The 23,484-nt window shown below is 74.0% G+C and carries 25 protein-coding genes; 14 read left to right on the forward strand and 11 right to left on the reverse strand.

Features of this window, described 5'->3' with window-relative positions:
- Window positions 1-167: 167 nt before the first annotated feature.
- From mshC to ACWCHM_RS13780, 6 genes are all read right to left on the reverse strand, one after another.
- Window positions 168-1,406 carry a cysteine--1-D-myo-inosityl 2-amino-2-deoxy-alpha-D-glucopyranoside ligase gene (gene mshC / locus ACWCHM_RS13755; RefSeq protein WP_454222664.1) on the reverse strand — a complete coding sequence of 413 codons (1,239 nt, stop codon included), beginning with the start codon at window positions 1,404-1,406 and terminating at the stop codon, window positions 168-170.
- Window positions 1,407-1,473: 67 nt separating this feature from the next.
- The gene (locus ACWCHM_RS13760; RefSeq protein WP_281898076.1) at window positions 1,474-2,289 is read right to left on the reverse strand and encodes an SCO1664 family protein; all 816 of its coding nucleotides are present in this window, start codon (window positions 2,287-2,289) and stop codon (window positions 1,474-1,476) included.
- Complete coding sequence (locus tag ACWCHM_RS13765) at window positions 2,286-2,861, reverse strand: DUF3090 domain-containing protein (RefSeq protein ID WP_204960254.1); 576 nt, start codon at window positions 2,859-2,861, stop codon at window positions 2,286-2,288. Before ACWCHM_RS13765 ends, ACWCHM_RS13760 begins: the two co-directional genes overlap by 4 nt.
- 113 nt (window positions 2,862-2,974) lie before the next feature.
- Window positions 2,975-3,679 carry a histidine phosphatase family protein gene (locus tag ACWCHM_RS13770; RefSeq protein WP_204960255.1) on the reverse strand — a complete coding sequence of 235 codons (705 nt, stop codon included), beginning with the start codon at window positions 3,677-3,679 and terminating at the stop codon, window positions 2,975-2,977.
- Window positions 3,680-3,757: 78 nt separating this feature from the next.
- The gene (locus ACWCHM_RS13775) at window positions 3,758-4,594 is read right to left on the reverse strand and encodes an undecaprenyl-diphosphate phosphatase (protein WP_204960256.1); all 837 of its coding nucleotides are present in this window, start codon (window positions 4,592-4,594) and stop codon (window positions 3,758-3,760) included.
- The gene (locus tag ACWCHM_RS13780; RefSeq protein ID WP_204960257.1) at window positions 4,591-5,643 is read right to left on the reverse strand and encodes an LLM class F420-dependent oxidoreductase; all 1,053 of its coding nucleotides are present in this window, start codon (window positions 5,641-5,643) and stop codon (window positions 4,591-4,593) included. The genes ACWCHM_RS13775 and ACWCHM_RS13780 overlap by 4 nt, the downstream gene beginning before the upstream one ends.
- 251 nt (window positions 5,644-5,894) lie before the next feature.
- On the opposite strand from ACWCHM_RS13780, the gene ACWCHM_RS13785 reads away from it, so the two are divergent.
- The 6 genes from ACWCHM_RS13785 to ACWCHM_RS13810 all read left to right on the forward strand — a co-directional run bounded on the left by ACWCHM_RS13785 (window position 5,895) and on the right by ACWCHM_RS13810 (window position 10,540).
- On the forward strand, window positions 5,895-6,866 hold the full coding sequence (locus ACWCHM_RS13785; protein WP_454222665.1) for an aldo/keto reductase: 972 nt from the start codon (window positions 5,895-5,897) through the stop codon (window positions 6,864-6,866).
- 334 nt (window positions 6,867-7,200) lie between these two features.
- Window positions 7,201-7,323, forward strand: a complete 123-nt coding sequence (locus ACWCHM_RS13790; RefSeq protein WP_255470009.1) for a hypothetical protein — start codon at window positions 7,201-7,203, stop codon at window positions 7,321-7,323.
- A 70-nt stretch (window positions 7,324-7,393) separates the two neighbouring features.
- On the forward strand, window positions 7,394-8,497 hold the full coding sequence (locus ACWCHM_RS13795) for a HesA/MoeB/ThiF family protein (RefSeq protein WP_454222666.1): 1,104 nt from the start codon (window positions 7,394-7,396) through the stop codon (window positions 8,495-8,497).
- Entirely contained in the window at window positions 8,494-9,708 is a 1,215-nt protein-coding gene (locus ACWCHM_RS13800) for a PqqD family protein (RefSeq protein WP_204960260.1), read from the forward strand. The genes ACWCHM_RS13795 and ACWCHM_RS13800 overlap by 4 nt, the downstream gene beginning before the upstream one ends.
- Complete coding sequence (locus ACWCHM_RS13805; protein WP_204960261.1) at window positions 9,705-10,274, forward strand: DUF3105 domain-containing protein; 570 nt, start codon at window positions 9,705-9,707, stop codon at window positions 10,272-10,274. The genes ACWCHM_RS13800 and ACWCHM_RS13805 overlap by 4 nt, the downstream gene beginning before the upstream one ends.
- Window positions 10,275-10,348: 74 nt before the next feature.
- Entirely contained in the window at window positions 10,349-10,540 is a 192-nt protein-coding gene (locus ACWCHM_RS13810; RefSeq protein WP_088646215.1) for a DUF5703 family protein, read from the forward strand.
- A gap of 123 nt (window positions 10,541-10,663) precedes the next feature.
- Here ACWCHM_RS13810 and ACWCHM_RS13815 read toward each other — a convergent pair whose 3' ends face one another.
- Both ACWCHM_RS13815 and ACWCHM_RS13820 read right to left on the reverse strand, forming a co-directional pair.
- Window positions 10,664-11,326: a hypothetical protein gene (locus ACWCHM_RS13815; protein ID WP_281898087.1), complete on the reverse strand. Its 663-nt coding sequence runs from the start codon at window positions 11,324-11,326 to the stop codon at window positions 10,664-10,666.
- A gap of 46 nt (window positions 11,327-11,372) precedes the next feature.
- A complete protein-coding gene (locus ACWCHM_RS13820) occupies window positions 11,373-12,701 on the reverse strand; it encodes a M20/M25/M40 family metallo-hydrolase (RefSeq protein WP_204960263.1) in 1,329 nt (442 codons plus the stop codon).
- Window positions 12,702-12,913: 212 nt separating this feature from the next.
- Between ACWCHM_RS13820 and ACWCHM_RS13825 the strand changes: the two genes are divergently transcribed.
- The 3 genes from ACWCHM_RS13825 to ACWCHM_RS13835 all read left to right on the forward strand — a co-directional run bounded on the left by ACWCHM_RS13825 (window position 12,914) and on the right by ACWCHM_RS13835 (window position 14,874).
- Complete coding sequence (locus ACWCHM_RS13825) at window positions 12,914-13,534, forward strand: hemerythrin domain-containing protein (RefSeq protein ID WP_454222668.1); 621 nt, start codon at window positions 12,914-12,916, stop codon at window positions 13,532-13,534.
- Window positions 13,535-13,619: 85 nt separating this feature from the next.
- Window positions 13,620-14,618 carry a LysR family transcriptional regulator gene (locus ACWCHM_RS13830; RefSeq protein WP_204960265.1) on the forward strand — a complete coding sequence of 333 codons (999 nt, stop codon included), beginning with the start codon at window positions 13,620-13,622 and terminating at the stop codon, window positions 14,616-14,618.
- 19 nt (window positions 14,619-14,637) lie between these two features.
- A complete protein-coding gene (locus tag ACWCHM_RS13835; RefSeq protein WP_204960266.1) occupies window positions 14,638-14,874 on the forward strand; it encodes a hypothetical protein in 237 nt (78 codons plus the stop codon).
- Window positions 14,875-14,947: 73 nt separating this feature from the next.
- Here ACWCHM_RS13835 and ACWCHM_RS13840 read toward each other — a convergent pair whose 3' ends face one another.
- Genes ACWCHM_RS13840 through ACWCHM_RS13850 form a run of 3 tightly spaced genes read right to left on the reverse strand, consistent with a single transcriptional unit; the run spans window position 14,948 to window position 18,063 of the window.
- Window positions 14,948-15,298: a DUF3140 domain-containing protein gene (locus ACWCHM_RS13840; RefSeq protein ID WP_454222670.1), complete on the reverse strand. Its 351-nt coding sequence runs from the start codon at window positions 15,296-15,298 to the stop codon at window positions 14,948-14,950.
- Window positions 15,298-15,462: a hypothetical protein gene (locus ACWCHM_RS13845; protein ID WP_204960268.1), complete on the reverse strand. Its 165-nt coding sequence runs from the start codon at window positions 15,460-15,462 to the stop codon at window positions 15,298-15,300. The genes ACWCHM_RS13840 and ACWCHM_RS13845 overlap by 1 nt, the downstream gene beginning before the upstream one ends.
- A 48-nt stretch (window positions 15,463-15,510) precedes the next feature.
- Window positions 15,511-18,063, reverse strand: a complete 2,553-nt coding sequence (locus tag ACWCHM_RS13850) for an ATP-dependent Clp protease ATP-binding subunit (RefSeq protein WP_204960269.1) — start codon at window positions 18,061-18,063, stop codon at window positions 15,511-15,513.
- 121 nt (window positions 18,064-18,184) lie between these two features.
- Here ACWCHM_RS13850 and ACWCHM_RS13855 point away from each other — a divergent pair, with 121 nt between their 5' ends.
- From ACWCHM_RS13855 to ACWCHM_RS13875, 5 genes are all read left to right on the forward strand, one after another.
- Entirely contained in the window at window positions 18,185-18,562 is a 378-nt protein-coding gene (locus tag ACWCHM_RS13855; protein ID WP_204924512.1) for a hypothetical protein, read from the forward strand.
- A 212-nt stretch (window positions 18,563-18,774) separates the two neighbouring features.
- Window positions 18,775-19,035, forward strand: a complete 261-nt coding sequence (locus ACWCHM_RS13860; RefSeq protein WP_088646224.1) for a hypothetical protein — start codon at window positions 18,775-18,777, stop codon at window positions 19,033-19,035.
- A gap of 9 nt (window positions 19,036-19,044) precedes the next feature.
- Window positions 19,045-20,106, forward strand: coding sequence for a hypothetical protein (locus ACWCHM_RS13865; protein ID WP_454222671.1), 1,062 nt, complete (start codon window positions 19,045-19,047; stop codon window positions 20,104-20,106).
- The gene (locus ACWCHM_RS13870) at window positions 20,099-22,783 is read left to right on the forward strand and encodes an FtsK/SpoIIIE domain-containing protein (protein WP_454222672.1); all 2,685 of its coding nucleotides are present in this window, start codon (window positions 20,099-20,101) and stop codon (window positions 22,781-22,783) included. The genes ACWCHM_RS13865 and ACWCHM_RS13870 overlap by 8 nt, the downstream gene beginning before the upstream one ends.
- Entirely contained in the window at window positions 22,780-23,439 is a 660-nt protein-coding gene (locus ACWCHM_RS13875) for a hypothetical protein (protein ID WP_454222673.1), read from the forward strand. Before ACWCHM_RS13870 ends, ACWCHM_RS13875 begins: the two co-directional genes overlap by 4 nt.
- Window positions 23,440-23,484 lie beyond the last annotated feature (45 nt).

Consider the following 23,484-nt stretch of genomic DNA (forward strand, 5'->3'; position numbering starts at 1 on the left):
GCCCCGGCCCAGACCCAGACCCAGGTCCGCTGCGTCGATCATGAAGTTGTGGGGCTCCGAAAACGTCGCATATCCGGGCTTAACCCCCACCACAACTCCATGATCGACGGGCGGGGCGGGGGGCGGGGGGGCGGGGGGCGGGGCCGGGGGTGGCGGGTGGGTGGGGGTTAGAGGCGGATGCCGAGGAGGGCGTTTATGGTGTCGGCGAAGAGTGACGGGGCCTGGGGGTCGTCGCCGGTGCCGGACAGCGCCGCCGCGGCCCAGTGGTCGGCCAGGGCGAGTGTGCCAGGGGTGTCCAGGTCGTCGCCGAGGCGCTCGCGTACCCCGGCGAGGAAGGCCGTGCCGGACGGCCCGGACGGCGCGGCGGCGGCCCGTCGCCAGCGGTCCAGGCGCTGCTGAGCGTCGGTCAGCACGTCGTCGGTCCAGGCCCGGTCGTCGCGGTAGTGGCCGGACATCAGGCCGAGCCGGACCGCCATCGGGTCGACCTGGTCGGCGCGCAGCCGGGAGACGAAGACCAGGTTGCCCTTGGACTTCGACATCTTCTCGCCGTCCAGCCCGATCATGCCGGCGTGCACGTAGTGGTCGGCGAAGGGGGCCGTGCCGGTGAGCTGCTCGGCGTGCGCGGCGGAACACTCGTGGTGCGGGAAGATCAGGTCGTTGCCGCCGCCCTGCACGTCGAGCCGGTCGCCGAGCAGGTTCAGCGCGATAACCGTGCACTCGATGTGCCAGCCGGGCCGGCCGGGACCCAGCTCGCCGCCCGGCCAGGACGGCTCGCCGTCGCGGGCGCCGCGCCACAGCAGCGGGTCCAACGGGTCGCGCTTGCCGGCCCGATCCGGGTCGCCACCGCGCTCGGGGAAGATCTCCAGCATCTGCTCCCGGGTCAGGTTCGACTCGTAGCCGAACGCCGGGGCGGCGGCGATGTCGAAGTAGACGTCGCCGGTGCCGTCGTCGAGCCGGTACGCGGCACCGTCCTTGAGCAGCTCCTGCACCCGGTCGGCGATCTGCGGGATCGACTCCACCGCGCCCACGTAGTGCGCCGGCGGGATGATCCGCAGCGCCTCCATGTCCTCGCGGAACAGCGCCGTCTCCCGCATCGCCAGGACCTTCCAGTCCTCGCCGTCGCGCTCGGCGCGTTCCAGCAGCGGGTCGTCGATGTCGGTGACGTTCTGCACGTACCGGACGGTCAGGCCGGCATCGCGCCACATCCGCTGCACCAGGTCAAAAGTGATCATGGTGGCGGCGTGCCCCAGGTGGGTCGCGTCGTACGGGGTGATGCCGCAGACGTACATGGTGGCGGGGCCGGCGGGCCGGCTCGGGTGGAGACCGCGCCGCGCCGAGTCGTACAAGCTCAGGGGCCCGCCGTCACCCGGCAGCCGTGGCACCTCGTGTCCCGCCCAAGACTCCATGACCGCCAGCCTAACGAGCCGCCCGGCCGCCGGGAGGAACCGCCCGGGTGATCAACACGACAACGGCTCAGATCGGCGGCCACGGCATCGCCGGCCACTCCTGCGGCGGCAGCGGGTACCGGCCGGTGTCGCGCAGCCGCCGCACCCGGGCGGCCACCTCGGCCACCTCGCCGAGGGTCAGGTGCTCCGCCAGCTCCTCCCCCAGCTCGCCGGTGAGCTGCCGGTCGAGGGTGTCGAGCACCTGCACCGCGTCCGGTGGGAGCTGCCGGCCGGCCCAGCCCCACAGCACGGTCCGCAGCTTCTCCTCGACGTGGAAGCAGACCCCGTGGTCCACCCCGTAGATCCGGTCGTCCGCACCGGCCAGCACGTGCCCGCCCTTGCGGTCGGCGTTGTTGATGACCGCGTCCAGCACGGCCAGCCGGGCCAGCCGGGGGTCGTCGGCGTGGGCCAGCGCGTACGCCGCGCCGTCGTCGTCGCGGGCGGCGGCCACCGGGAACCAGCGCGGCGGCACCGCCTCGGCCGGCACGAAACCGACAAGCGGCTCGGCGTCGTCCGGTTCGTCGATCCAGAGCTGGCACGACCCGGGCCCCAGCGGCCCGTCGCGCAGCACCGTCGGCGGGACCAGATCCCAGCCGGTGGCCCGGGAGACCAGGTAGGCGCAGACCTCCCGGCCGGCGAGGGTGCCGTCGGGGAAGTCCCAGAGCGGGCGCTCGCCGCGCACCGGCTTGTAGACGCACCTGGCGGTACGGCCGTCGAGGGTCAGGATCGCCCGCAGGGTGGTGTTGGAGGCGTCGACCAGTCGACCCTCCAGCTCCAGCGCACCGTCGCACAGCAGCCGGAGCGCGGCGTCGGCGTCCTGACGCCGCACCTCCGACGACGTCACCGGTGGTAGCCGTTGTGCCGGGGGCAGAGGTGCCCGGCCGGGTCGAGCGGCTGGCCGCACAGTGGGCAGGGCGGGCGGCCGGCGTTGACCACCCGGCGGGCCCGTTCGATGAACTCGCGGGTCGCCTCGGGGGTCAGCCGAACCCGCAGCCGGTCGAGGTCCTCGTCCGGTTCCTCGTCGTCGTCCTCGTCGGCCTCGTCGTCGCCCAGCTCGACCTCGGCCTCCGCCTCACCGGCGGCGATCGCCTCGATCACCACGGTGGCGGAGTCCACGTCGAACGCCAGCCCGAGGGTGCCGACCCGGAACTCCTCGTCGACCGGATTGTCCAGCGGGTCGTTGTCGCCGACGGACACCGGGGACTCCGGCAGCTCGACGCCGAAGCGGCGCTGCGCCTCGGAGAGCAGCTCCTCCAGCTTCTCGGCGAGCAGGGAGACCTGTACCTTCTCCAGCGCGACGCTGACCAGCCGGCCGCCACCGCGGGCCTGGAGGAAGAACGTGCGCTCCCCGGGCGGCCCGACGGTCCCGGCGACGAACCGCTCGGGCGGCTCGAAGGCGTGCACCTGGTGGGTCATACCCACGACCCTATCCGGAGCGTGGAACGGTCGCGCAAGGCACCGACGCCGAATCAGCCGAGGGCGAAACGGCGCGACCCGTGCCCGGCGGCGACCGCCCCCGGTGGGCCGGCTCAGCCGGTGGCCCCCGCACCCCCGCCGACGGCCGCGTCGGAGTCGGCCGGCCGGGTCGCCCGACGCCGCCGCTTGGCCGGCGGCGGCACCAGGGAGGCCAGGTCACCGCCGGTGTCGTTGAGCCGGACCAGGAACGGCCGCAGCGGGGTGTAGCGGATCGCGGTGACCGAGGCCGGGTCGGCGACGATGCGTTGGAACAGGTCGAGGTGCACCCCGAGGGCGTCGGCGACGATGGCCTTGATCACATCGCCGTGGCTGCACGCCAGCCAGACCGCCTCCGGCCCGTGTTCGGCGGTGACCCGGGCGTCCCAGGCGCGTACCGCGGCGACCGCGCGGGCCGACATCTGCGCCATCGACTCACCGTCGGGGAAGACCGCGGCGCTGGGGTGCTGCTGCACCACCGGCCAGAGCTTCTCCTTGGCCAGCTTCTTCAGCGGCTGTCCCTCCCAGGCACCGTAGCCGCACTCGATGAGCCCGTCCTCGACCACCGGGGTGGCCTGCGGAAGGGCCAGCTCCAGGGTCTGCCGGCAGCGGATCAGCGGGCTGGTCACCACCGCCGAAAGCGGCAGGCCGCGCAGCCGCTGGCCGACCGCGCCGGCCTGGGCCCGCCCGGTGTCGTCCAGCTCGACCGGCTGGCGGCCGGCCAGCCCGCCGTCGGCGTTCGCGGTCGTCCGGCCGTGTCGCAGAAGCAGAAGGGTCGCCACGCCCCCACCCTAGGGGCAGCCGGACCGCAACCGGCCCCCGACACCGGCGGTGGTGTCGGGGGCCGTGGGCCGACACTGTCAGGTGGCGCTGATCGTGCCGGTGAGCAGCAGCGCCAGCACCAGGGTGCCGAGCGCCACCCGGTAGAGCACGAAGACGTACAGGGTGTGGTGCGCCACGTAGCGCAGCAGCCAGGCGATGGCCGCGTAGCCGATGCCGAACGCGATGATCGTGGCGACCACCATCTGCGCCACCGAGGGCACCGAGGTGCCCGGGGCGGCCGGCTCGAAGACGTCCCCGACGCTGAAGATGCCGGACATCACCACCGCCGGGATGGCCAGCAGGAACGAGTACCGGGCGGCGGCCTCCCGGGTCAGGTTGAGCAGCAGGCCGGCGGTGAGCGTGCCGCCGGAGCGGGACACCCCGGGGACCAGCGCCATCGCCTGGGCGAAGCCCATCACGATGCCGTCGCGCATCCGGAAGTTCACCAGGGTGCGGCTCTGCCGCCCCCAGTACTCGGCGAAGGCCAGCACGAAGGCGAACACGATGAGCGTGGTGGAGACCACCCACAGGTTGCGCCCGGCGGTACGGATCTGGTCCTTGAACAGGAACCCGAACAGCCCGATCGGGATCGAGCCGACGATCACGTACCAGCCCATCCGGTAGTCGAGGCTGGAACGCACCGAGCGGTCCCACAGCCCCATCAGCCAGGTCCTGGTGATCCGCCAGATGTCCTTGGCGAAGTAGATGAGCACGGCCGCCTCGGTGCCCAGCTGGGTGACCGCGGTGAAGGACGCGCCGGCGTCCCGGTCGAAGAAGATCGCCGAGGTGATCCGCAGATGCCCCGACGAGCTCACCGGAAGGAACTCGGTGAGCCCCTGGACGATGCCCAGGACGATGGCCTCGACCCAGGTCACTCGCCGACTCCCGAGAGGTCGAGGGCCTCGGCGACGGTGCGCAGGGTCTGCACGCCGCTGTCCCGGTCGGCCACGAACAGGGTGACCGACAGGGTGGTCACCCCGGCGGCCGCGTACTCCCGCATCCGCTCGGCGATGCGTTCCTTGGGGCCGAGCAGCGAGGTGCGGTCGATGAACTCCATCGGCACCGCCGCCGCCGCGTCGCGCTGCTGCCGGGCCAGGTAGAGATCCTGCACCTGACGGGCGGCGTCGGCGTAGCCCATCCGGGTGGCGAGCTGGTTGTAGAAGTTCTGCTGCCGGCTGCCCATCCCGCCGACGTAGAGGGCGGCGTACCAGCGGACCAGCTCGGCGCAGGCGGCCACGTCGTCGCCGACCACCACGGGCACCGAGGGCACCACGTCGAAGCCGGCCAGCTCCTTGCCGGCCCTGGCCCGGCCGGCGCTGACCGAGGCGAGCTGCTCGTCGGCGAACTCGGGGGCGTAGAAGACGGCCAGCCAGCCGTCGGCGATCTCGCCGGCCAGTTCCAGGTTCTTGGGGCCGACGGCGGCCAGGTAGATCGGGATGTGCTCGCGCGGCGGGTGGAAGCCCAGCCGCAGCGCCTTGCCGGGGCCGTCGGGCAGCGGCAGGGTGTAGTGCTCGCCGGCGTAGGCGACCTCCTTGCGGGCCACCGCCAGCTTGACGATGTCGACGTACTCGCGGGTGCGGGCGAGCGGCTTGCCGAACCGGACGCCGTGCCAGCCCTCGGAGACCTGCGGGCCGGAGACGCCCAGGCCGAGCCGGAACCGGCCGCCGGAGAGGGTGTCGATGGTGGCGGCGGTCATCGCGGTCATCGCCGGGGTACGGGCGGGGATCTGCATCACCGCGCTGCCCACGTCGATCCGTTCGGTCTGCCCGGCCATCCAGGCGAGCATGCTCGGGGAGTCCGAGCCGTACGCCTCCGCCGCCCACACCACCGAGTAGCCCAGGCGGTCCGCCTCCTGGGCAAGCGCCAGGTGGTCCGCCGGCGTACTCCACGCCGTCTGATATCCGAGGCTGAGCCCGAGTCGCACTGATCCTCCCCATCCCGCACCACAGGTCGCATCAGGTTACGCAATGCCCCGGGGCCCGCCGCCCACCGGCTCGCCACCGCAGCACGGACGCCCGGACGCCGGGGCGGGGTGGACAGCCAGCGACCGGACCGGCGCGTCCGGTGCACACCGTGGCGTCGCGGACGGCGGTGACGGTCGGATCGGCGACGCGACAGGCAGAGATGCCGGCAGCAAGGATATCGGTTGCGCCGCGTTCGAAATAAGGTTCACCCATGCAACAGCGACCGCTCGGCCGAAGCGGGCTGGCGGTTTCCCGGCTCGCGCTCGGCACCATGACCTGGGGCCGGGACACCGACGCCGACGACGCGGCGGCCCAGCTGAAGAGTTTCCTGGACGCGGGCGGCAACCTGGTCGACACCGCCGACGTGTTCGCCGACGGCGACGCCGAGTCGGTGCTCGGGTCGCTGCTGGGCACCCTGGTCCCCCGCGAGGACGTGCTGATCGCCACGAAGGCGGGGCTGCGGCCGGGCAGCGGCCGGCGGCGGGACGGCTCACGCGGGCACCTGCTGCGCACGCTGGACGCCTCGCTGCGCCGGCTCGGCACCGACCACGTCGACCTGTGGCAGGTGCACGGCTACGACCCGGACACCCCGCTGGAGGAGACGCTGGCCGCGCTGGACCACGCGGTCGCCTCGGGCCGGGTCCGCTACGTCGGGGTGTCGAACTTCTCCGGCTGGCAGACCGCCCGTGCCGCCGCCTGGCAGGCGGCCTGGCCGGGGCGGGCGCCGGTGGTCGCCACCCAGATGGAGTACTCGCTGCTGGAGCGGGGGGTGGAGCGGGAGGTGCTGCCGGCCTGCGCCGCGATGGGTCTGGGCGTGCTGCCCTGGTCGCCGCTGGGGCGGGGGGTGCTGACCGGCAAGTACCGCAACGGCCGCCCGGCGGACTCGCGGGCGGCCTCGGCCCACTTCGAGGCGTTCGTCGCCACCTACCTGGAGCCGCGCTGCTCCAGCATCGTCGAGGCGGTGAGCATCGCCGCCAGCGGGTTGGGCGTGTCGCCGCTGGAGGTGGCGCTGGCCTGGATCAGGGACCGGCCGGGGGTGACCGCGCCGGTCCTGGGCGCCCGTACGGTGGGGCAACTGCTCGGCGCGTTGCAGGTGGAACGGATGACCCTGCCGGAGGAGATCACCACGGCGCTGGACGACGTGTCCGCCGTGCCGGTCGGCTACCCGGAGCGCGAAGGCTGATCCCGCCGCCGGCGCACAAGGTGGCGGACCGGACCAAAAGCACACCGGTACGTGTCAATTCCACCGATCACCCTTTACCAACTGGCACTGCCCCATATTTGGTTCAGGCCGCTTGCGATGTTCCGTCCGAATAGGCGGCTTCGAACCTCCTGGCGCTGTTGGGCCGGGTTTCGGCGTCCGATTTTCGGTGGGCCTGTCCGGAAAGAGATTCAGGCCGACGGAAACTGTCCGATCAGGCCGTCGGAAACATTGTGGCGAACCAATGACGGTGCTCTAATGATTGCGGCGTGAGCGACCCCCGCCGCGCCGTTTCTCCCATTTCGTTGGAGGACCCGTGGACCGTAAGACCGACGTCAAGCGCAAGCCCGCCAAGGTCGTCGTGCGCAAGCTCGAGCGGCTTGAGACCACCGTCGCCATCATCAGCGAGCCGGGCTGCCGCAACGACGTCTGCGGCTGACCCACCCCGTTTCGGCCGGGGCGCGGCAGGCCGCGCCCCGGCCGTCCATCGTCCAGGAGGTCTTCGCCCGATGCAGCGGCCCCGGATCAAGGGCATCCACAAGCCGGTACGGCTCCACCCGACCCTGATCAACATCGGTGGTCGGCAGCTGGGGATCGGCGCGGAGATCGACGACGAGGACGGCAGCCTCTGGGAGCTGCTCCGCCTGATGGACGGCACCCGGACCCGGGCCGAGGTCGTCGCCGCGTTGCTCGCCGCACGCCCCGAGATGGCCGCCGAGGACGCGACCGACGCGATGCAGACGATCATCGACGCCGGGTACGTCGAGGACGCCGCCGCTCCGCCGCCGCCCGAGCTGAGCCCCGCCGAGGTCGACAGGTACGACCGGGCGTTCACCTACCACGCCTGGGTGGATCTCACCCCGCGCAGCTCCCGCTACGAGGTGCAGGCCCGGCTCAAGGCCGCCCGGGTGGTGGTGCTGGGGCTCGGCGGCTCCGGGTCGGCGGTGGCCGCCTCGCTGGTGGCCGCCGGGGTCGGCACGGTGCACTGCGTCGACTTCGACGTGGTCGAGGCGGGCAACCTGACCCGGCAACTGCTCTACACCGAGGACGACATCGGCGCCGCCAAGGTGGCCACCGCGGTGGCCCGGCTGCGCCGGATGAACTCCCACGTCACGGTGACCGGCGAGGAGGCCCGGGTCGACTCGACGGCGGACGTGGCGGCGTTGATGCGCGACCGCGACCTGCTGGTGCTCTGCGCCGACCAGCCCCGGCACGCCATCCGGGAGTGGACCAACCGGGCCGCCCTGGCCACCGGCACGGCCTGGATGCTCGCCCAGTACGCCGGCCCGATGGCGGTGATCGGCCTCTTCGTGCCCGGTCAGACCTGCTGCGAGGCGTGCCTGCCGAGCGTCACCGACCGGCTGCGCGAGGAGTACGGCAGCGAGCCGGAGGAACTGTTCGGGTTCACCGGGCACGCGGTGATCGCCCCCACCGCCAACCTCACCGGGCACCTGGCCGCCCTCGACGCCGTCTACCACCTCGCCGGCATCCCGACGACCACCCGGGGCCGGATGTTCCACCTGAGCCTGACCGACCTGACCTACCACTACGTGGTCGATCCCCGGCCCGGCGCGAAGTGCGACACCTGCGGCTGGGTCCAGGAGGAGCGGTGAGCGTGCTCGGGTTGGACAGCCGCCCACCCGTGGCGCACCTGGTGGTCCGCCAGGAGGAGGAGGACGAGTACGTCGTCGGCGACCTGGCCAGCGGAAACTTCGTGGTGGTGCCGGAGGTGGGGGCGCGGCTGGTGGCGCTGTTCGCGGCCGGCCGGACCGTCGCCGAGGCCGCCGACGAGGTGGAACGCGAGACCGGTGAACCGGTCGACGCGCTGGACTTCGTCGAGGTGCTCGTCGAGGCGGGCATCATCCGCCCGCAGTCCGACGAGGGGCCGCCACCGGCGCAGGCCCGACCCTGGTCGGTGTCGCGCATCCCGGCCCGGCTGGTCCGGCCGCTGTTCGGCCGGGTGGCCTGGACGGTGTACGTCGGCGCGCTGGTCGCCACGCTGGCGATGTTCGTCGCCGAACCGTCGCTGCTGCCGACCTACGAGGACACCTTCATCTTCCCGGACGTGGTGCTCAGCCTGCTGATCACCAACGTCACGGTGGCCCTGCTCACGGTGGTGCACGAGGCGTGGCACGCGTTCGCCGGGGCGGCCGTCGGCGTCCGGTCGCAACTGCGGTTGGAACGCCGGGGGATCTTCCCGGTGCTGGAGACCGACCTGACCGGGCTCTGGGCGCTGCCGCCGGAACGCCGCTACGGCCCCTTCCTCGCCGGCATGGCCATCGACGGGATCCTGCTGTTCGCCGCCGTCGCGCCACGGTTCGCCTGGTCGCGGGGTTGGCTGGAGTTGCCGCCGGGAATGGTGCGGTTCCTCGCCATGGTGGTGTTCAGCCAGGCCGTCAAGCTGGCCTTCCAGACGCTCGCGTACCTGCGTACCGACATGTACCTGGTGATGGCCACGGCGACCGGCTGCCGCAATCTGCACGAGGTGACCCGGCTCAGCCTCAAGAAATGGATTCGTCGGCTGACCCCGGCCGAACGCACCGTGCTGCGCGACGCGCACGCCCGGGATCTGCGGGTGTCCCGCTGGTACCGATTGTTGTATGTCGCCGGAGTCATCTGGATGGTCTGGTTCGCCGTCCATTTTCTGCTACCGGGGGCGAAAGTGACACTCGGGTGGGCCGCCGGGGTGTTGACCGGAGCGCCGTTCGGCAGCGTCTACTGGTGGGAGGGAATTGCATTGGCCGCATTCGCCTCGCTGAACGTGCTGCTTCCGCTCGGGGTGGTCGTCCGTAATCGTTACCGCGCCGGGAAGTTGGCCACGTGAAACGCAGATGGCTCGGGCCGGTGGTCAGTGTGGTGGTCACCGTGCTCAGTGTGGCGACCATGTCCAGCCTCGGGGTGGGGGTGCTGGTCAACCTGGTCGGCGGGGACACCGCGCTGCCCTGCGACCGGCTGCCCGGCACGGCGCAACCGTTCGAGGGCGACCGGCACATCGCGTACGAGGGGGCGCCGCACGAACCGTACCGGACGCTGCCGCCCACGTCGGGGCCGCACTCGCCCCGGGTCGTCGTACCCGGCGTCTACCGGGACCCGGTGCCGGAGGAGCTCCAGGTGCACGCCCTGGAACACGGGCACGTGCTGGTGCAGTACGCCCCGGACGTCCCGGCCGGCGACGTCGAGAAGCTGGAGCGGCTCGGCCGCCGCCATCCCCGGGACGTGGTGGTGGCCCCCTATCCGGCGCTGGGCCACGGCATCGGGTTGACCGCGTGGCAGCGGCTGGACCGGCTGGACTCCTTCGACGAGCGGGCGGTCGAGGAGTTCGTCGAACGGCTCGCCGGCCGCTACGACCACTCCTGGCGGCACGGGGCGACGGACTGCGCGGCGGTGTGACCGATGGCGGCGGGTGGCGCGGCGCACCGGTCAAAGGGTGGCGCGGGGCCGCCGGGCTGGGCAGCATAGGGACCATGGACTACGAATACGCGCCGCTGCGGTTGCCGCCGAATGTCGACCGGTTGACCGCCGCGGCGCAGCTGGCGATCCAGGCGGAGTTCTCCGGGTGGGAGTTGGCCCGGGTGCAGCTGTTCCGGGACGGCACCCGCAAGGTGGTGCTGCGCCGCCGCCGGGTCAACCAACCCCAACCGGGCCTGTCCTACTGACCTGCGGGCGGCGACTCCGCTGCCCCTGCGGGCGGCGACGACCGGCACCCGGCCGGCCCGGGGCCGCCGGCCGGCGTGCGCCGGGCGACCCCGGTGCCGCCGCCGGGCGACCCCGGCCGGCGCCTAGTGCTGGTGCCCGGCGTGGTCGTGGTCGTCCTCGTCGAGGAACGGGTGCTCGTCGAGCCGGCCCACCAGCCGGTCGTCGGCGGCCGGGGTGAACGGGCCCACCGGGTCGTCGTCGTCGAACGACTCCAGGTCGACCGGGGTGCCGACCTCGCTGACCATCACCACCCCGTCCAGCGGCTCCAGCTCCGGCACGTCCAGGGCGGACAGCGATCCGTCGCCGCTCTGCAACAGCTCCAACACCGCCTCGCCGACCCCCTCGACCGGCGCCGGCTCGGCGTCCTCGGGGGTGCCCTCGCGGCGGGCCACCTCGGCGACCCGCAGCAGCGCCGACACGCTGGGTACCCGGTAGTCGCGGCGCTGGCGTACCGAGATGACCTGCGGGTGCGGGTCGGTGGCCGCGGCGTCCCCGGCCGCCCCGCCGAACCGCTCGTCGGCCTCGTCCGGGTCGATCGACTCGACGTCCCAGGGCGTGACCTCGCCGAACGCGTCGAGCAGCTGCTCGTCGTAGGCGAAGGAGGCGTTGTTCAACGCCACGTACGCCTGCCACACGTCGTCGTCGTCGATCCGCCCCTGCGCGGCCCGCACGGCCGTCAGGTGGGCGCGGGCCGCGTCGATCACGCGCTCCAGGGCGGCGTCCAGCTCACCGTGCTGGTCGGTCATGAGGCTGTCCCTTCGAGACATGGGGGAAGGTGCGGCACCGGTGCGGTCAGCAGTTGCGGAGGAACCGGTCGAGCACCCGCACGCCGAACTGTAGTCCGTCCACCGGTACCCGCTCGTCGATGCCGTGGAACAACGCCGAGAAGTTGAGGTCCGCCGGCAGCCGCAGCGGGGCGAACCCGAAGCAGCGCATGCCGAGCTGCGCGAACGCCTTGGCGTCGGTGCCGCCGGAGAGCATGTACGGCACCGGCCGGGCCCCCGGGTCCTCGGCCCGCAACGCCGCCGACATCGCGTCGACCAGGTCGCCGTCGAAGGTCGTCTCCAGGGCGGGCTGGCGCTGGATGTACTCGATCTCGATGTCCGGGCCGACCAGCTCGCGCAGCTGCCGTTCCAGCAGCTCGGACTGGCCGGGCAGGCTACGGCAGTCGATGGTGGCGGTGGCCCGGCCGGGGATGACGTTGTCCTTGTAGCCGGCGGCCAGCCGGGTCGGGTTGGCGGTGCTGCGGACGGTCGCGCCGATGATGTTGGCGATCGGGCCGAGCTTGGCGATGGCGGTCTCCGGGTCGTCCGGGTCCAGCGCGACGCCGAGCACGTCGGACAGCTCGGTCAGGAACGCCCGGACGGTCGGGGTGACGGTCAGCGGGAACCGGTGCCGCCCGACCCGGGCCACCGCCTCGGCCAGCGCGGTGACCGCATTGTCGTCGTGGACGAACGAGCCGTGCCCGGGGCGGCCCTTGGCGTGCAGCCGCACCCAGTCCAGCCCCTTCTCGGCCGTCTCGATCAGGTAGAGCCGCTGGGCGTCGCTGATCGAGTAGGAGAAGCCGCCGACCTCGCCGACCGCCTCGGTGCAGCCGTCGAAGAGGTCCCGGTGCTGCTGGACGAGGAAGTGCGCACCGTAGTCGCTGCCCGCCTCCTCGTCGGCGGTGTAGGCCAGCACGATGTCGCGGGGCGGGCGGACGCCGGTGCGCTGCCAGTGCCGTACCACCGCCAGCACCATCGCGTCGAAGTCCTTCATGTCGATCGCGCCCCGGCCCCACAGGTAGCCGTCGCGGACCTCCCCGGAGAACGGGTGCACCGACCACTCGTCGGGGTCGGCGGGCACCACGTCCAGGTGGCCGTGCACGAGCAGGGCGTCGCGGCCGGGGTCGACGCCGGGGATCCGGGCGATCAGGTTGGCCCGGCCCGGCGCGGACTCGTGGATCTCGGCGGTCACGCCGACCTCGGCGAGCTTCTCCGCGACGTACTCGGCGGCCCGGCGCTCGCCCGCGCTGGTGTCGTTGTCGCCGGTGTTGGTGGTGTCGATGCGCAGCAGGTCACGGCAGAGGTCGACGACCTCGACGGTGGGGTCGGGCGCGGCGGAGGCGGCATCGCTCGTCATCGCCTCTTTCTACCAGTCGCCGCCCCGGCCGCGAACGGCCCGGCCGCCCCGGCGGCGGCCACCTCGGACCACCCGCCGGACGGCGGGGCCGCACGCGGCGCGGACGTCGTCCCGGTTTGCCGATCACCGGGTACGGGTACCGGCGCTGGCGTCCCCGTTCCGCCCGTCGCACCGGCCGGCGACCCCCGCCGACCCCCGCCGAGGAGGACGTCATGTCCGCCGTTCCCCTGCCTCCGCTGCCGCCGTCCGCCGACGACGCCTACCGTCCCGGTGGGCGCAGCATGGCCGACCTCGCCGACACCGAACACCGGCAGCTGCTCGCCCTGGTCGACGAGGTCACCGACGTCGCGGTGGCCCCCGGTCGGCGGCGCGAGGTGCTCCAGGTGCTCACCGCCATGGTGTCGCGGCACCTGTCGGCCGAGGAGCAGTACCTGCTGCCCACGGTGCGCGCGGCGCTGCCCGACGCCACCGCCCGGGTGCAGCGGGAGATCGCGGCGGACGCGGCGCTGCTGACCGCGCTGAAGGCCCTCGCCGGGCCGGACGACCCGACGCTGGCCGACGTCGCCGCCCGGATCCGGCGGCACGTCGCCGCGGTGGCCGAGCTGGTCACCCCGCTGCGCGAGGTGGCCTCCGACGCGGAGTTGATCCGGCTGGGCAACCGGTGGGAGATCGCCGAGGAGGCGGCGCCGACCCGGCCGCATCCGGGCACCCCGGCCACGCCGCCGTGGAACCGGATCGTCGAACCGGCCGTCGGAGTGGTGGACAAGCTGCGCGACGTGGTGACCGGTCGGCGTACCCAGCTGGCCGACCTGAACCGTCGTCCGCGAGAGTGATCGACCGGCCCCGATCCGTCAGGTTCACCGGCCCGGTTCGGTCCGGGGCCTTCCGTCTATCGACATGTGGCCATACCGTCACCATATGAATCTGGAGCTGCGTCACCTCCGGGTGGTCTGCGCTATCGCCGAGACGGGCAGCGTGACGAAGGCCGCGTCCACCCTCGGCCTGGCCCAGCCGGCCCTGACCGCCCAGCTTCAACGCATCGAGCGGGCGCTGGGCGGTCCGCTGTTCGAACGCGACAGGCGGGGTGCCCGGCCGACCGCCCTGGGCGAGCTGGTGCTGTCCCGGGCCCGGGTGCTGCTGCCGGCGATGAAGGGCCTCCAGGACGAGGCGGCCCGGCTGGCGGGGGCCGACGACGCCCTCGGCCGGTACCGGTTCGGCGGGGTGAACAGCCCGATCCTGGGCCGGCTGGTGCACCGGCTCGCCGCCGAGCAGCCGCATGCGCAGATCACCACGTACGCGTCGTGGTCGGCCGACGAGCTGGCCGCCCTGGTCGCCGGTGGCCGGCTCGACTTCGCGCTGACCGGCGTCTGCGGCGACGCCGCCCCACCTGCGGAGTTCGGGCTGGCCTGGCGGGAGGTGGCGGTCGATCCGGTGCTGGTGCTGTTGCCGTCCGCCCACCCGTTGGCCGACCGCGACGAGGTCGGCCTGGCCGAGCTGCGCCACGAGCAGTGGGTGGCCGCGCCGGGCGACGGCTGCTTCGGCGACTGCTTCGCCGCCGCCTGCGCCCGCGCCGGTTTCACCCCCCGCAAGGTGTACGAGACCGACGTGCGCGGCTGCATGGACCTGGTCGACGCCGGGGAGGCGGTGGCGTTGTGCCAGGCCACTTTCCGTCCGGTCGCCGGGTTGGTGACCCGGCGGCTGGCCGGCACCCCGCTGCGCTGGCGGCTGCTGCTCGGCTGGCACCCGGAGTCCCCGGCGGCCCGGGTCGCCGAGGCGGTGCTGGACGACGCGGTCGCCGCGTACACCGACTCGCTGGCCGCGCACCCGGACTACCTGGCCTGGCTGCTGCGGCATCCCGAGTTCGGGGCCCGGGACGCCGGCACGGCCCGCCCGGTCCCACGGGTGCGAACGGCGTGACGGCGGGTATCAGCCCTGCATGACCGATCTCTATCCGGCCGCCGACCAGCGGGAGCTGCTGCGTCGGGCGGCCAGCGCGCACACCGCCGCCGCCCGCGACGTCGAGGCGTTCCTGCGCCGGCTGCCCGAGGTGCCCGACCCGGCCGACATCACCGAGTACGCGACGCTGCTCACCCGGGAGGAGCAGACCCGCGCCGAGCGGCAGGACGCCGCCGACGCCGCGGGCCTGCAACTGCCCAGCCTGGAGGCCGAGTAACCCCACCGACGCGCCGGGCACCCGGGACGGCGTCCCGGGTGCCCGGGACGGCGTCCCAGGTCCGGTCGGCGGGTCAGCGTTCGACGAGGACGTCGTGGCCCAGGTCGAGCAGGGCGTGCCGCCACTCGTCGTCGGCGTTGCCGTCGCCGGGCCTCTCGTCCACCAGCACCCGGATGCGGTCGATCGCCGCCCGCATCACCGCGACGTCGGCCGGGGTGAGGTCGACCTTGCGCTTGCGCAGCACGGCCAGGATCTGCCGGCCGGGCTCGGGCAGGTCGAGGTCCGGGTCGGGGCCGAACGCCTGCTCGCCCGACCCCCGGGTCAGCAGCCACTGCCGCAGCTGCTCGGAGGGGACGTTCACCTCGGCGTGGAAGTCCTCCCAGATCAGCTCGACCTCCGGGTCGAGTCGCTGCTCACGTGCCATCACGCCTCCTCCTGCGGTGGTCCGGGTGGTGCCGGGTCCCCGTCGTCGGTCCACTGCCCCGGGCCCTCCGGCGGCACCTGGACCCGGGCCGGGTTCGCCGTCGGGGGCGCGAGGATGGGTGGGGTCTGCTCGGCGTACTCCTCAGCCTGCTCGGGTTCGGTCATCGCGGCCCTCCGGTCATCACGGCACTGAGGCTCATCGCGGCACTCCGGTCATCGCGGATGCGTGGTGCTGGCGGGGGTGTGGTCGCGGTCGCCGGCCGACACGTCGAAGGCGAGCGCGCCGTCACGCGCGTCGACGGTGACCCGCTGGCCCGGGGAGAGCTGGTTCTCCAGCAGCATCCGGGACAGCCGGTTGTCCACCTCCCGTTGGATCACCCGGCGCAGCGGGCGGGCCCCGAACTCCGGCTGGTAGCCGTGCTCGGCCAGCCAGTCGGTGCCGGCCGGGGTGACCTCGACCTGGATGTCCTGGGCGTGCAGCCGGCGGCGGGTCTCCTCCAGCAGCAGCCCGGTGATCTGGCGCAGCTGCTCGGCCTCCAGCCGCTGGAAGATGATCGTCTCGTCGATCCGGTTGAGGAACTCCGGGCGGAAGTTCTCCTGGAGCCGGCGCATCAGCCGCTCCCGCAGCTCGTCGGCCTCCTGCTGGTCGCCCTGCGCGCCGACCCCGAACCCGACCGTACGCTGGGCGCCGGTGATCAGCTCCGAGCCCAGGTTGCTCGTCATGATCAGCACGGTGTTCTTGAAGTTGACCGTACGGCCCTGGCTGTCGGTGAGCCGGCCGTCGTCGAGCACCTGGAGCAGGATGTTGAACACGTCCGGGTGGGCCTTCTCGATCTCGTCGAGCAGCACCACCGCGTACGGGCGGCGGCGGACCGCCTCGGTGAGCTGGCCGGCCTCCTCGTAGCCGACGTAGCCGGGGGGCGCGCCGACCAGCCGGGCCACCGTGTGCCGTTCCTGGAATTCGCTCATGTCCACCCGGACCATCCGGTCGGCCTCACCGAACAGCGCCTCGGCCAGGGCGCGGGCCAGTTCGGTCTTGCCGACGCCGGTCGGTCCGAGGAACAGGAAGCTGCCCATCGGCCGGTTCGGGTCGGCCAGCCCGGTACGGGAGCGGCGGACCGCCTCGGCGATGGCGCTGACCGCGTCGTCCTGGCCGACCACCTTCTGGTGCAGCTGCCCCTCCAGGCGCAGCAACCGGTCCCGTTCCTCCTCGGTGAGCTGGCTGATCGGGATGCCGGTGGACCGGGAGACCACCTCGGCGATCTCGGTGGTGCCGACCGAGGGGACCTGGGTGTCCCCGCCGTCGCCCCGGGCCCGGCCGATCTGCGCCTCCAGCTCGGCGATCCGGTCGCGCAGCGCGGACGCCTTCTCGTACTGCTCGTCGGCGACCGCCTGTTCCTTGTCCCGGCGGACGTCCTCCAGTTGCTGTTCCAGTTCCCGCACGTCGGAGGCGGGGGTGCGGGTGCGCAGCCGGACCCGCGCGCCGGCCTGGTCGATCAGGTCGATCGCCTTGTCCGGCAGGAACCGGTCGGTGACGTACCGGTCGGACAGTTCGGCGGCGGCGACCAGCGCCTCGTCGGTGAACCGGACCTGGTGGTGGGCCTCATAGCGGTCCCGCAGGCCGCGCAGGATGGCCACGGTGTCCTCGACGCCGGGCTCGGGCACCAGCACCGGCTGGAACCGGCGGGCCAGGGCGGCGTCCTTCTCGATGCTGCGCCGGTACTCGTCCAGCGTGGTCGCCCCGATCACCCGCAGCTCACCCCGGGCCAGGGCCGGCTTGAGCATGTTGGACGCGTCCATGCCGCCCTCGCTGCCGGCACCGCCCGCGCCGACCAGGGTGTGGATCTCGTCCAGGAAGATGATCAGCTCGTCCCGGTGGGCCCGGATCTCGTCGATCACCTTCTTGAGCCGCTCCTCGAAGTCGCCCCGGTAGCGGGTGCCGGCGACCAGGCCGGCCAGGTCGAGTTGGACGACCCGCTTGCCGAGCAGCGTCTGCGGCACGTCGCCGTCGCAGATCCGCTCGGCCAGGCCCTCCACGATGGCGGTCTTGCCGACGCCGGCCTCGCCGATGAGCACCGGGTTGTTCTTGGTGCGCCGGGACAGGATCTCGACCGCCTGTTCGATCTCGTCGGCGCGGCCGATCACCGGGTCGATCTGGTCGTTGCGGGCCAGGTCGGTGAGGTCCTGGCCGTACTGGTCGAGGGTGGGCGTGCCCCGGTCCGGTTTCGGGCCGGCCATCGGTCCGCGTTCGGCCCCGGCCGCCTGCAACGACTCGGGCTGGATCCGGCCGGCGGCGAGCATCCGACCGGCGGGCGACTCGGGGTTGAGCGGCAACGCCATCAGGATGTGCTCGGGTCCGATGTAGTTCGCCCCCATCGCCCGGGAGAGCTGGTGGGCGTCGAGCAACGCCCGTTTCGCCGCCGGGGTGAGCGAGAGGTTCGGTGGCACCTCGCCGCGGGGGGCGCCGTCGGCCCGGCCGCCGAGCGCGTTGACCAGGGTGTCCGGGTCGGCGCCGGCCCGGCGTACCAGGTCGCGCAGCGGCTCGCGTTGCAACGCCGCCCAGAGCAGGTGGTCGGTGTCCAGGTCGGTGCTGTGCTTCTGGGCGGCCCGCCGGGCGGCGTCGGCCAGCATCTCCCGGGCGTCGGCGGTCATCAGCCGGGTGATGTCGACCCGATGGGCCGGCCGGCGTCCGCCCTCACCCCGGCCGAAGTACCGGGCCAGGAACTCGTCCCACGGGTCGGAGCCGAAGTCACCGGGTCCCATCATGTCTGTCCTCCGCTCCTCGGGCGCGGCCGGGCCGCCGAGGGCGGCACGCAGGCGCGACACGATCGCCGGTGGCTACCCGACGGTCGCCCCGACAAACGCCGACAGGTGGCAGGGTGGGGGCATGGACACCCATCCGCTGCTGATCGTCGACGGTGCGAACGTGGTCGGTTCCCGGCCGGACGGCTGGTGGCACGACCGGGCCGGTGCGGCGGCCCGGCTGCGCGACCGGCTGGTCCCGGTGGCCGACACCGGCGTACCCCCGGAGCTGCCGGCGCCCGTCGAGGTGGTGCTGGTGGTGGAGGGCGCGGCCCGCGACGTGCCGGGCGTGGCCGGGGTACGCACCGTCGCGGCCCCCGGTTCCGGCGACGACACCATCGTCGACCTGGTCCGCGAGTCGGCGGACCGGCGACGGCTGGTGGTCACCGCCGACCGGGAGCTGCGCGGCCGGGTGGGCGAGTTGGGTGCCGAGGTGTACGGCCCGCGCTGGCTGCCCTCCTGACCCCCGTCTGCCGCGTGGGTGGGCGGCGCGGCACCCCGCCGGGGCGGTCCCGTCGACGGGATTCGGTGTCCCGCTACCGGGACCGGGTCGACGGCTTCGCGCACGTCAGGGCGGTAAACGGACAACAGGGCGGCAACACCGCCAGGGCGGATGTTCTCTCCCCGTCGGGGATACGTTGTAATGGAGATCTCCCCGCCCCCTGGAGGTCACCCGTGGCGAGCGTCGCCGAGCTGAAGGCCGCGATCGACATCGCCCTCCAACAGATCGGTGACGGGCAGAGCGCCGTCCAGGCCGCCGGGGAGAAACTCGCCGAGGCGCAGCAGACCCTCGCCGGGGCGCTGGAGGGCAGCGGGCACGAGACCGTCGAGGCCGCCCAGGCCTCCCTCACCCAGGCCGGCCAGGAGCTGGAGGAATGTCTCGCCGCGACGCTCGTCGCGGTGGAACAGGCGCAGCTCTACGTGTCGTCGCTGTAGCGGGGCGTCGTGTCGATCGTCGAGGACGTCGGAGCCCAGGTACGGGCCGCCGCCGAGGATTTCCCCCTGGCCCAGCTCGCCCTGGCCCTGGAGAAGTTCGGCCAGGCCACCGAGCGGCTGCGTTGGGTACGCCAGGAGTCGACCAACCCGATGGGGGTGCCGGAACTCGCCGCCGCCACCGAACACGCCGAGTCGGCCGGACACGCCCTGCGGGTCGCCCAGGAACAGCTCTCCGGCTACCTGGCCGCCATCGGGCTGGCCCCCGACGGCCCGCCCCCGGCCCGTGCCGACGGTCCCGCGCCCCGCCACGACGGGCCCCGGGGCGACACCACCGCACCGCCGGCCGCCCCGGCACCGGACTCCGACGAGGACCCCACCGTCAAGCGCTGGTGGGCGGTCCGGGTCGCCGAGCTGACCGGCGGCCGGGAGGGTCCGCCCGAGCAGCAGCCGGACGAGCGGGTCGCCGACTCCCGGGAACTGCTGCACCGGGTCGTCGCCGGCATCCGCTCCGGCGACCGGGACCGGCTGCACCGGGAGCTGCGTGCCGCGCACGCCGACGTCGGCCTCGGGCTGGCCGCGATCGCCCCGCCGCTGCTGCGCGACCTCGCCGGGGAGCTGCTCGGGCATCCGCCCCGCGCCGACGACCTGCCCCGGCTGCGCCGGGAACTGGACGGCCGGGTCCGCGACCTGCTGCCCGGCCTGCCGCCACCGGTGCTGCACACCCTGCTCACCCGGGTCTGCCGGATGCCCCCACCCCGCCGGGGCGAGGACGGGCAGGAGCAGCCGCACGCCGCCGACCCGGCGGTCACCGCCGGGGTGCTGACCGGTGTGCTGCTGGCCCGGCTCGGCCGTGACCTGCCCCGCGAGGACCGTGACCCGCAGCGGGAGCAGGTGCCGCAGCGGGCACCGGAACCCGACCGGTCGCCGCGCCGCCCACCCGCCGACCGGCGCACCGAGCCGCGTCGGCCCGAGCCGCCCCCGCCGCGTCGGCCCGAGCCGACTCCCCCGCCCGCCGGGCCGGCCACCCACCGGCCGAGGAGCCCGTGGGCGGACGGCGGCCCCCGTGGCTGATCTGCGGGCCCAACTGGCGACGCGGGTACGCGGAATGCTCTCCGAGGCGCTCGGCGTCACCCGTACCCGGGTCGCCACGGCTGAGTCGGAGCTGACCGCCGCCCGGGACCGGCTCGCCCGGGTCCGGCGGGCCGCCGCCGGAGTCCCGGAAAAGGTGGGCGTCGAACGCGACAGGCGGCTGGCCGAGATCGACAGACGGCACGCCGCGCGGCTCGCCGAACTCGCCCACCGGGCCGCCGAGGCGGCCCGCCGGGAGGCCCCCGGTGCGGCCAGCGCCCCCTGGTCCCACTGGCAGGTCACCCCGGCGGGTCGCGACGAGAGCCCCGGCCCGCTGCGGGTCGGCACCCTGCGGGTCGCCGACGCCGAACCGGTCCCGGCGCTGGTGCCGCTGCTCGACGCCGGACACGTGCAGCTGCACGGCGACGACCGGGAGGGCGCCGAGGCGGTGGTGTCGGCGCTGCTGCTGCGCGGGGTCGGCCGGACCGACCCGGGCACGGTCCGGCTCTACGGCTACGACCCCGAACACCTGGGCGGCGGGCTCGCCGGCTTCGCCCCGCTCGGCACCGCCGGACTGCTGACCTTCGTCGGGCCGGGCGGGCTGGCCCGGCTCCTCGACGACCTGGTCGAACAGATCCGCCGGATCAACGAGACGGTGCTGGCCGGTGAGTACGGCTCACTGCGGGCCCTGGCCGCGGCCACCGGACGGCGGCCCGAGCCGTGGCGGGTGGCGGTGCTGCTCGGCGGGGACGAGCTGTCCCGGCACGAACGCGGCCAACTCGACCGGGTGGTCCGCACCGGCGCGGCCTGCGGGGTGCACCTGGTGGCACACGGCATCGACCTGCCCGACGACCCCGGCCTGACCCGGATCCGCACCGACCCGGACGGCACCCGGATCGGCACCCCGCCCGGCCCCCCGGTACGCCTCGACCCGCCCCCGCCGGCCACCCTGGTCACCGAGACCTGCCGCGAGATCGCCGCCCGGGTCAACGCCGGCCCGCCGCCGACGCCCTTCACCGACCTGCTCCCCCCGCCGGAGCAGATGTGGAAGGAGGACTCGGCCCACGGGCTGACCGCGCCGATCGGCGAGGGCCCACATGGCCGGCCGGTGCTGCTGACCCTCGGCGACTATCCCCCGCACGCGCTGATCGGCGGGCCGTCGGGCACCGGCAAGACCAACCTCATCTTCGCCTGGATCGGCGCGCTGGCCGCCCGCTACTCCCCCGCCGAGCTGGAGTTCTATCTGCTCGACTTCAAGGAGGGGGTGTCCTTCGCCCGGTTCGCCCAGGGCCGGCGCGACCCGAGCTGGCTGCCGCACATGCGGCTGGTCGGCATCAACGTCAACACCGACCGGGAGTTCGGCCTGGCGCTGCTGCGGTTCCTCGCCGAGGAGCTGCGCCGGCGGGCCGACGCGGCCAAGAAGCACGAGGTCACCAAGCTGTCCGAGCTGCGGGCGGTGGACCCGGCCGGGCACTGGCCCCGGATCGTCGCGGTGGTCGACGAGTTCCAGGCGCTGCTCGCCGGCCGGGACGTGGTGGCCCGGGAGGCCGCCGACCTGCTGGAGGATCTCGCCCGGCGGGGCCGCTCGCAGGGCATCCACCTGGTGCTCGCCTCGCAGGACGTCCGGGGCATCGAGGCGCTGTGGGGCCGGCCCGCGCTGGTCGCCCAGTTCACCCTGCGCATCGCGCTGCCCAAGGCGCTGCGCATCCTGGCCGAACGCAACGACGCCGCGCAGGCGCTGCCCCGCTACCACGCGGTGGTCAACGCCGAGTCGGGCCTGACCGAGGGCAACGAGGTGGCCCGCATCCCGTCGGCCAGCGACTGGGAGACGTGGAGCGAGTTGCAGCACCGGCTGTGGCGGATGCGGCCCGCCGACGCCGCCCCGGCACGGCTGTTCGACGGTGACGCCATCCCCCGCCTCACCGAGGCCCCCGACTTCCGGGCCCTCACCCCGCCGCCGGGCGACGCCGCGCCGCGCGGCCCGGTCGCCGTGCTCGGGGAGATCATCGACGTGCAGTCCCGGTCGGCGGCGCTGCGGCTGCCCCGGGCGCCCGGCCGTAACCTCGCGGTCCTCGGCACCCGGGTCGACGAGGCGTGCGCGGTGCTCGACGCCGCCGCCCGGTCGCTGGCCCGGCAACACCGCCCCGGCACCGCCCGGTTCTCCATCGCCTGCCTCGACCCGGACGCCGACCCGGCCGCCCGCGCCCTCTACGAGGACCTCGCCGACGACGCCGCCTGGTACGACGAGGAGACCGTCGCCGAGCTGATGGCCGAGACGGCCACCGCGCTGACCCGCCCCGGCACCCCGGGCACCCCGCACTACCTGCTGCTGTTCGCCGTCGACGCGGCGGCCGGGGCGCTGGCCACCGGCTCGCCCGGATCGACCGGCCTGGACCGGCTGCGCCGCATCCTGCACGACGGGCCGGAACGGCGTACCCACGTGTTGGCCTGGTGGCGGGGGGTGGCCCGGATGCGGGCCGACCTGGGCGGGCCGGCCGCCCGCACCGACCAGATCGGCGCGTGGGTGGCCCTGGACGTGCAGGGCGGCGAGCTGGGCTCGGCGCTCTATCCCGGTTCCGGCGGGCCGGACTGGTACCCGCGTCCGTGGCGGGGGCTGTTCTTCGACCGGGCGGTGCACCGCACCGGACAGGTGATCATCCCTTATGGACCGTCCCGATGAACCAACCGGTCCCCAGTGACACCTACGCCACGCACGTGCGCCGGCTCGCCGAGCTGACCGGCCGGGTGGCCGCCCAGCGGGCCGAGGCGCAGGCCTGGCACGACCAGCAGCGGGCCGCCGCCGAGCGTGCCGTCGCGCAGGCCACCGCCCAGCTCCACGACGCCGAGCAGGAGGTCGTCGACGCCCGCTCGATGCTGGAGCGGGTCGACGCCGAGGTCGGGCACCTCTGGGCCGAGCTGCGGTCCCGGCTGGGCACCAGGCGGACCGGCGACCCGCCGGGGCCCGCCCGGGACGTCACCGGCGACCCGGTGCCGCTGTTGCGCGGGGTCCGCGAGTTGCTGGACCGGACCGGCCAACGCGGTGAGCTGCCGGGGTCGGTGAACCCGCTGCTCGCGCTCTGCGGGGTGGCCGGCGCGGTCGTCGCGTACGCCCTGGGGGCCGCCGCCCGCGCGATGGGCCAACGCTACGGCGGTGACCTGGCGGTGGGCATGCCGGTGCTGGCGCTGGTGGTGACGTTGCTCGGTCCGGTGGCCGGGCTGGCCCCGGCGAAGCGGTTGGCGGACCGCCGGCACGCGCTGCTCGGCCCCCGCCCGCTGGCGATCGTGTTGGCCGCCGGGGTGCTGACCACGGTGCTGCTGCTCGTTTCGGCCCGCTGACCGTCCCAGGCGTCACCCGGGACGGTCAGCCTGACTCACGCCGGT

Source organism: Micromonospora sp. SCSIO 07396 (genome assembly GCF_053667945.1).

Coding starts and splice junctions, on each gene's coding strand:
- ACWCHM_RS13765 (WP_204960254.1), bottom strand. CDS start 2,861: ATGACCCACCAGGTGCACGCCTTCGAGCCGCCCGAGCGGTTCGTCGCC.
- ACWCHM_RS13815 (WP_281898087.1), bottom strand. CDS start 11,326: ATGACCGACCAGCACGGTGAGCTGGACGCCGCCCTGGAGCGCGTGATC.
- ACWCHM_RS13820 (WP_204960263.1), bottom strand. CDS start 12,701: ATGACGAGCGATGCCGCCTCCGCCGCGCCCGACCCCACCGTCGAGGTC.
- ACWCHM_RS13835 (WP_204960266.1), top strand. CDS start 14,638: ATGACCGATCTCTATCCGGCCGCCGACCAGCGGGAGCTGCTGCGTCGG.
- ACWCHM_RS13875 (WP_454222673.1), top strand. CDS start 22,780: ATGAACCAACCGGTCCCCAGTGACACCTACGCCACGCACGTGCGCCGG.
- ACWCHM_RS13855 (WP_204924512.1), top strand. CDS start 18,185: ATGGACACCCATCCGCTGCTGATCGTCGACGGTGCGAACGTGGTCGGT.
- ACWCHM_RS13810 (WP_088646215.1), top strand. CDS start 10,349: ATGGACTACGAATACGCGCCGCTGCGGTTGCCGCCGAATGTCGACCGG.
- ACWCHM_RS13840 (WP_454222670.1), bottom strand. CDS start 15,298: ATGGCACGTGAGCAGCGACTCGACCCGGAGGTCGAGCTGATCTGGGAG.
- ACWCHM_RS13795 (WP_454222666.1), top strand. CDS start 7,394: ATGCAGCGGCCCCGGATCAAGGGCATCCACAAGCCGGTACGGCTCCAC.
- mshC (WP_454222664.1), bottom strand. CDS start 1,406: ATGGAGTCTTGGGCGGGACACGAGGTGCCACGGCTGCCGGGTGACGGC.
- ACWCHM_RS13845 (WP_204960268.1), bottom strand. CDS start 15,462: ATGACCGAACCCGAGCAGGCTGAGGAGTACGCCGAGCAGACCCCACCC.
- ACWCHM_RS13825 (WP_454222668.1), top strand. CDS start 12,914: ATGTCCGCCGTTCCCCTGCCTCCGCTGCCGCCGTCCGCCGACGACGCC.
- ACWCHM_RS13785 (WP_454222665.1), top strand. CDS start 5,895: ATGCAACAGCGACCGCTCGGCCGAAGCGGGCTGGCGGTTTCCCGGCTC.
- ACWCHM_RS13830 (WP_204960265.1), top strand. CDS start 13,620: ATGAATCTGGAGCTGCGTCACCTCCGGGTGGTCTGCGCTATCGCCGAG.
- ACWCHM_RS13850 (WP_204960269.1), bottom strand. CDS start 18,063: ATGATGGGACCCGGTGACTTCGGCTCCGACCCGTGGGACGAGTTCCTG.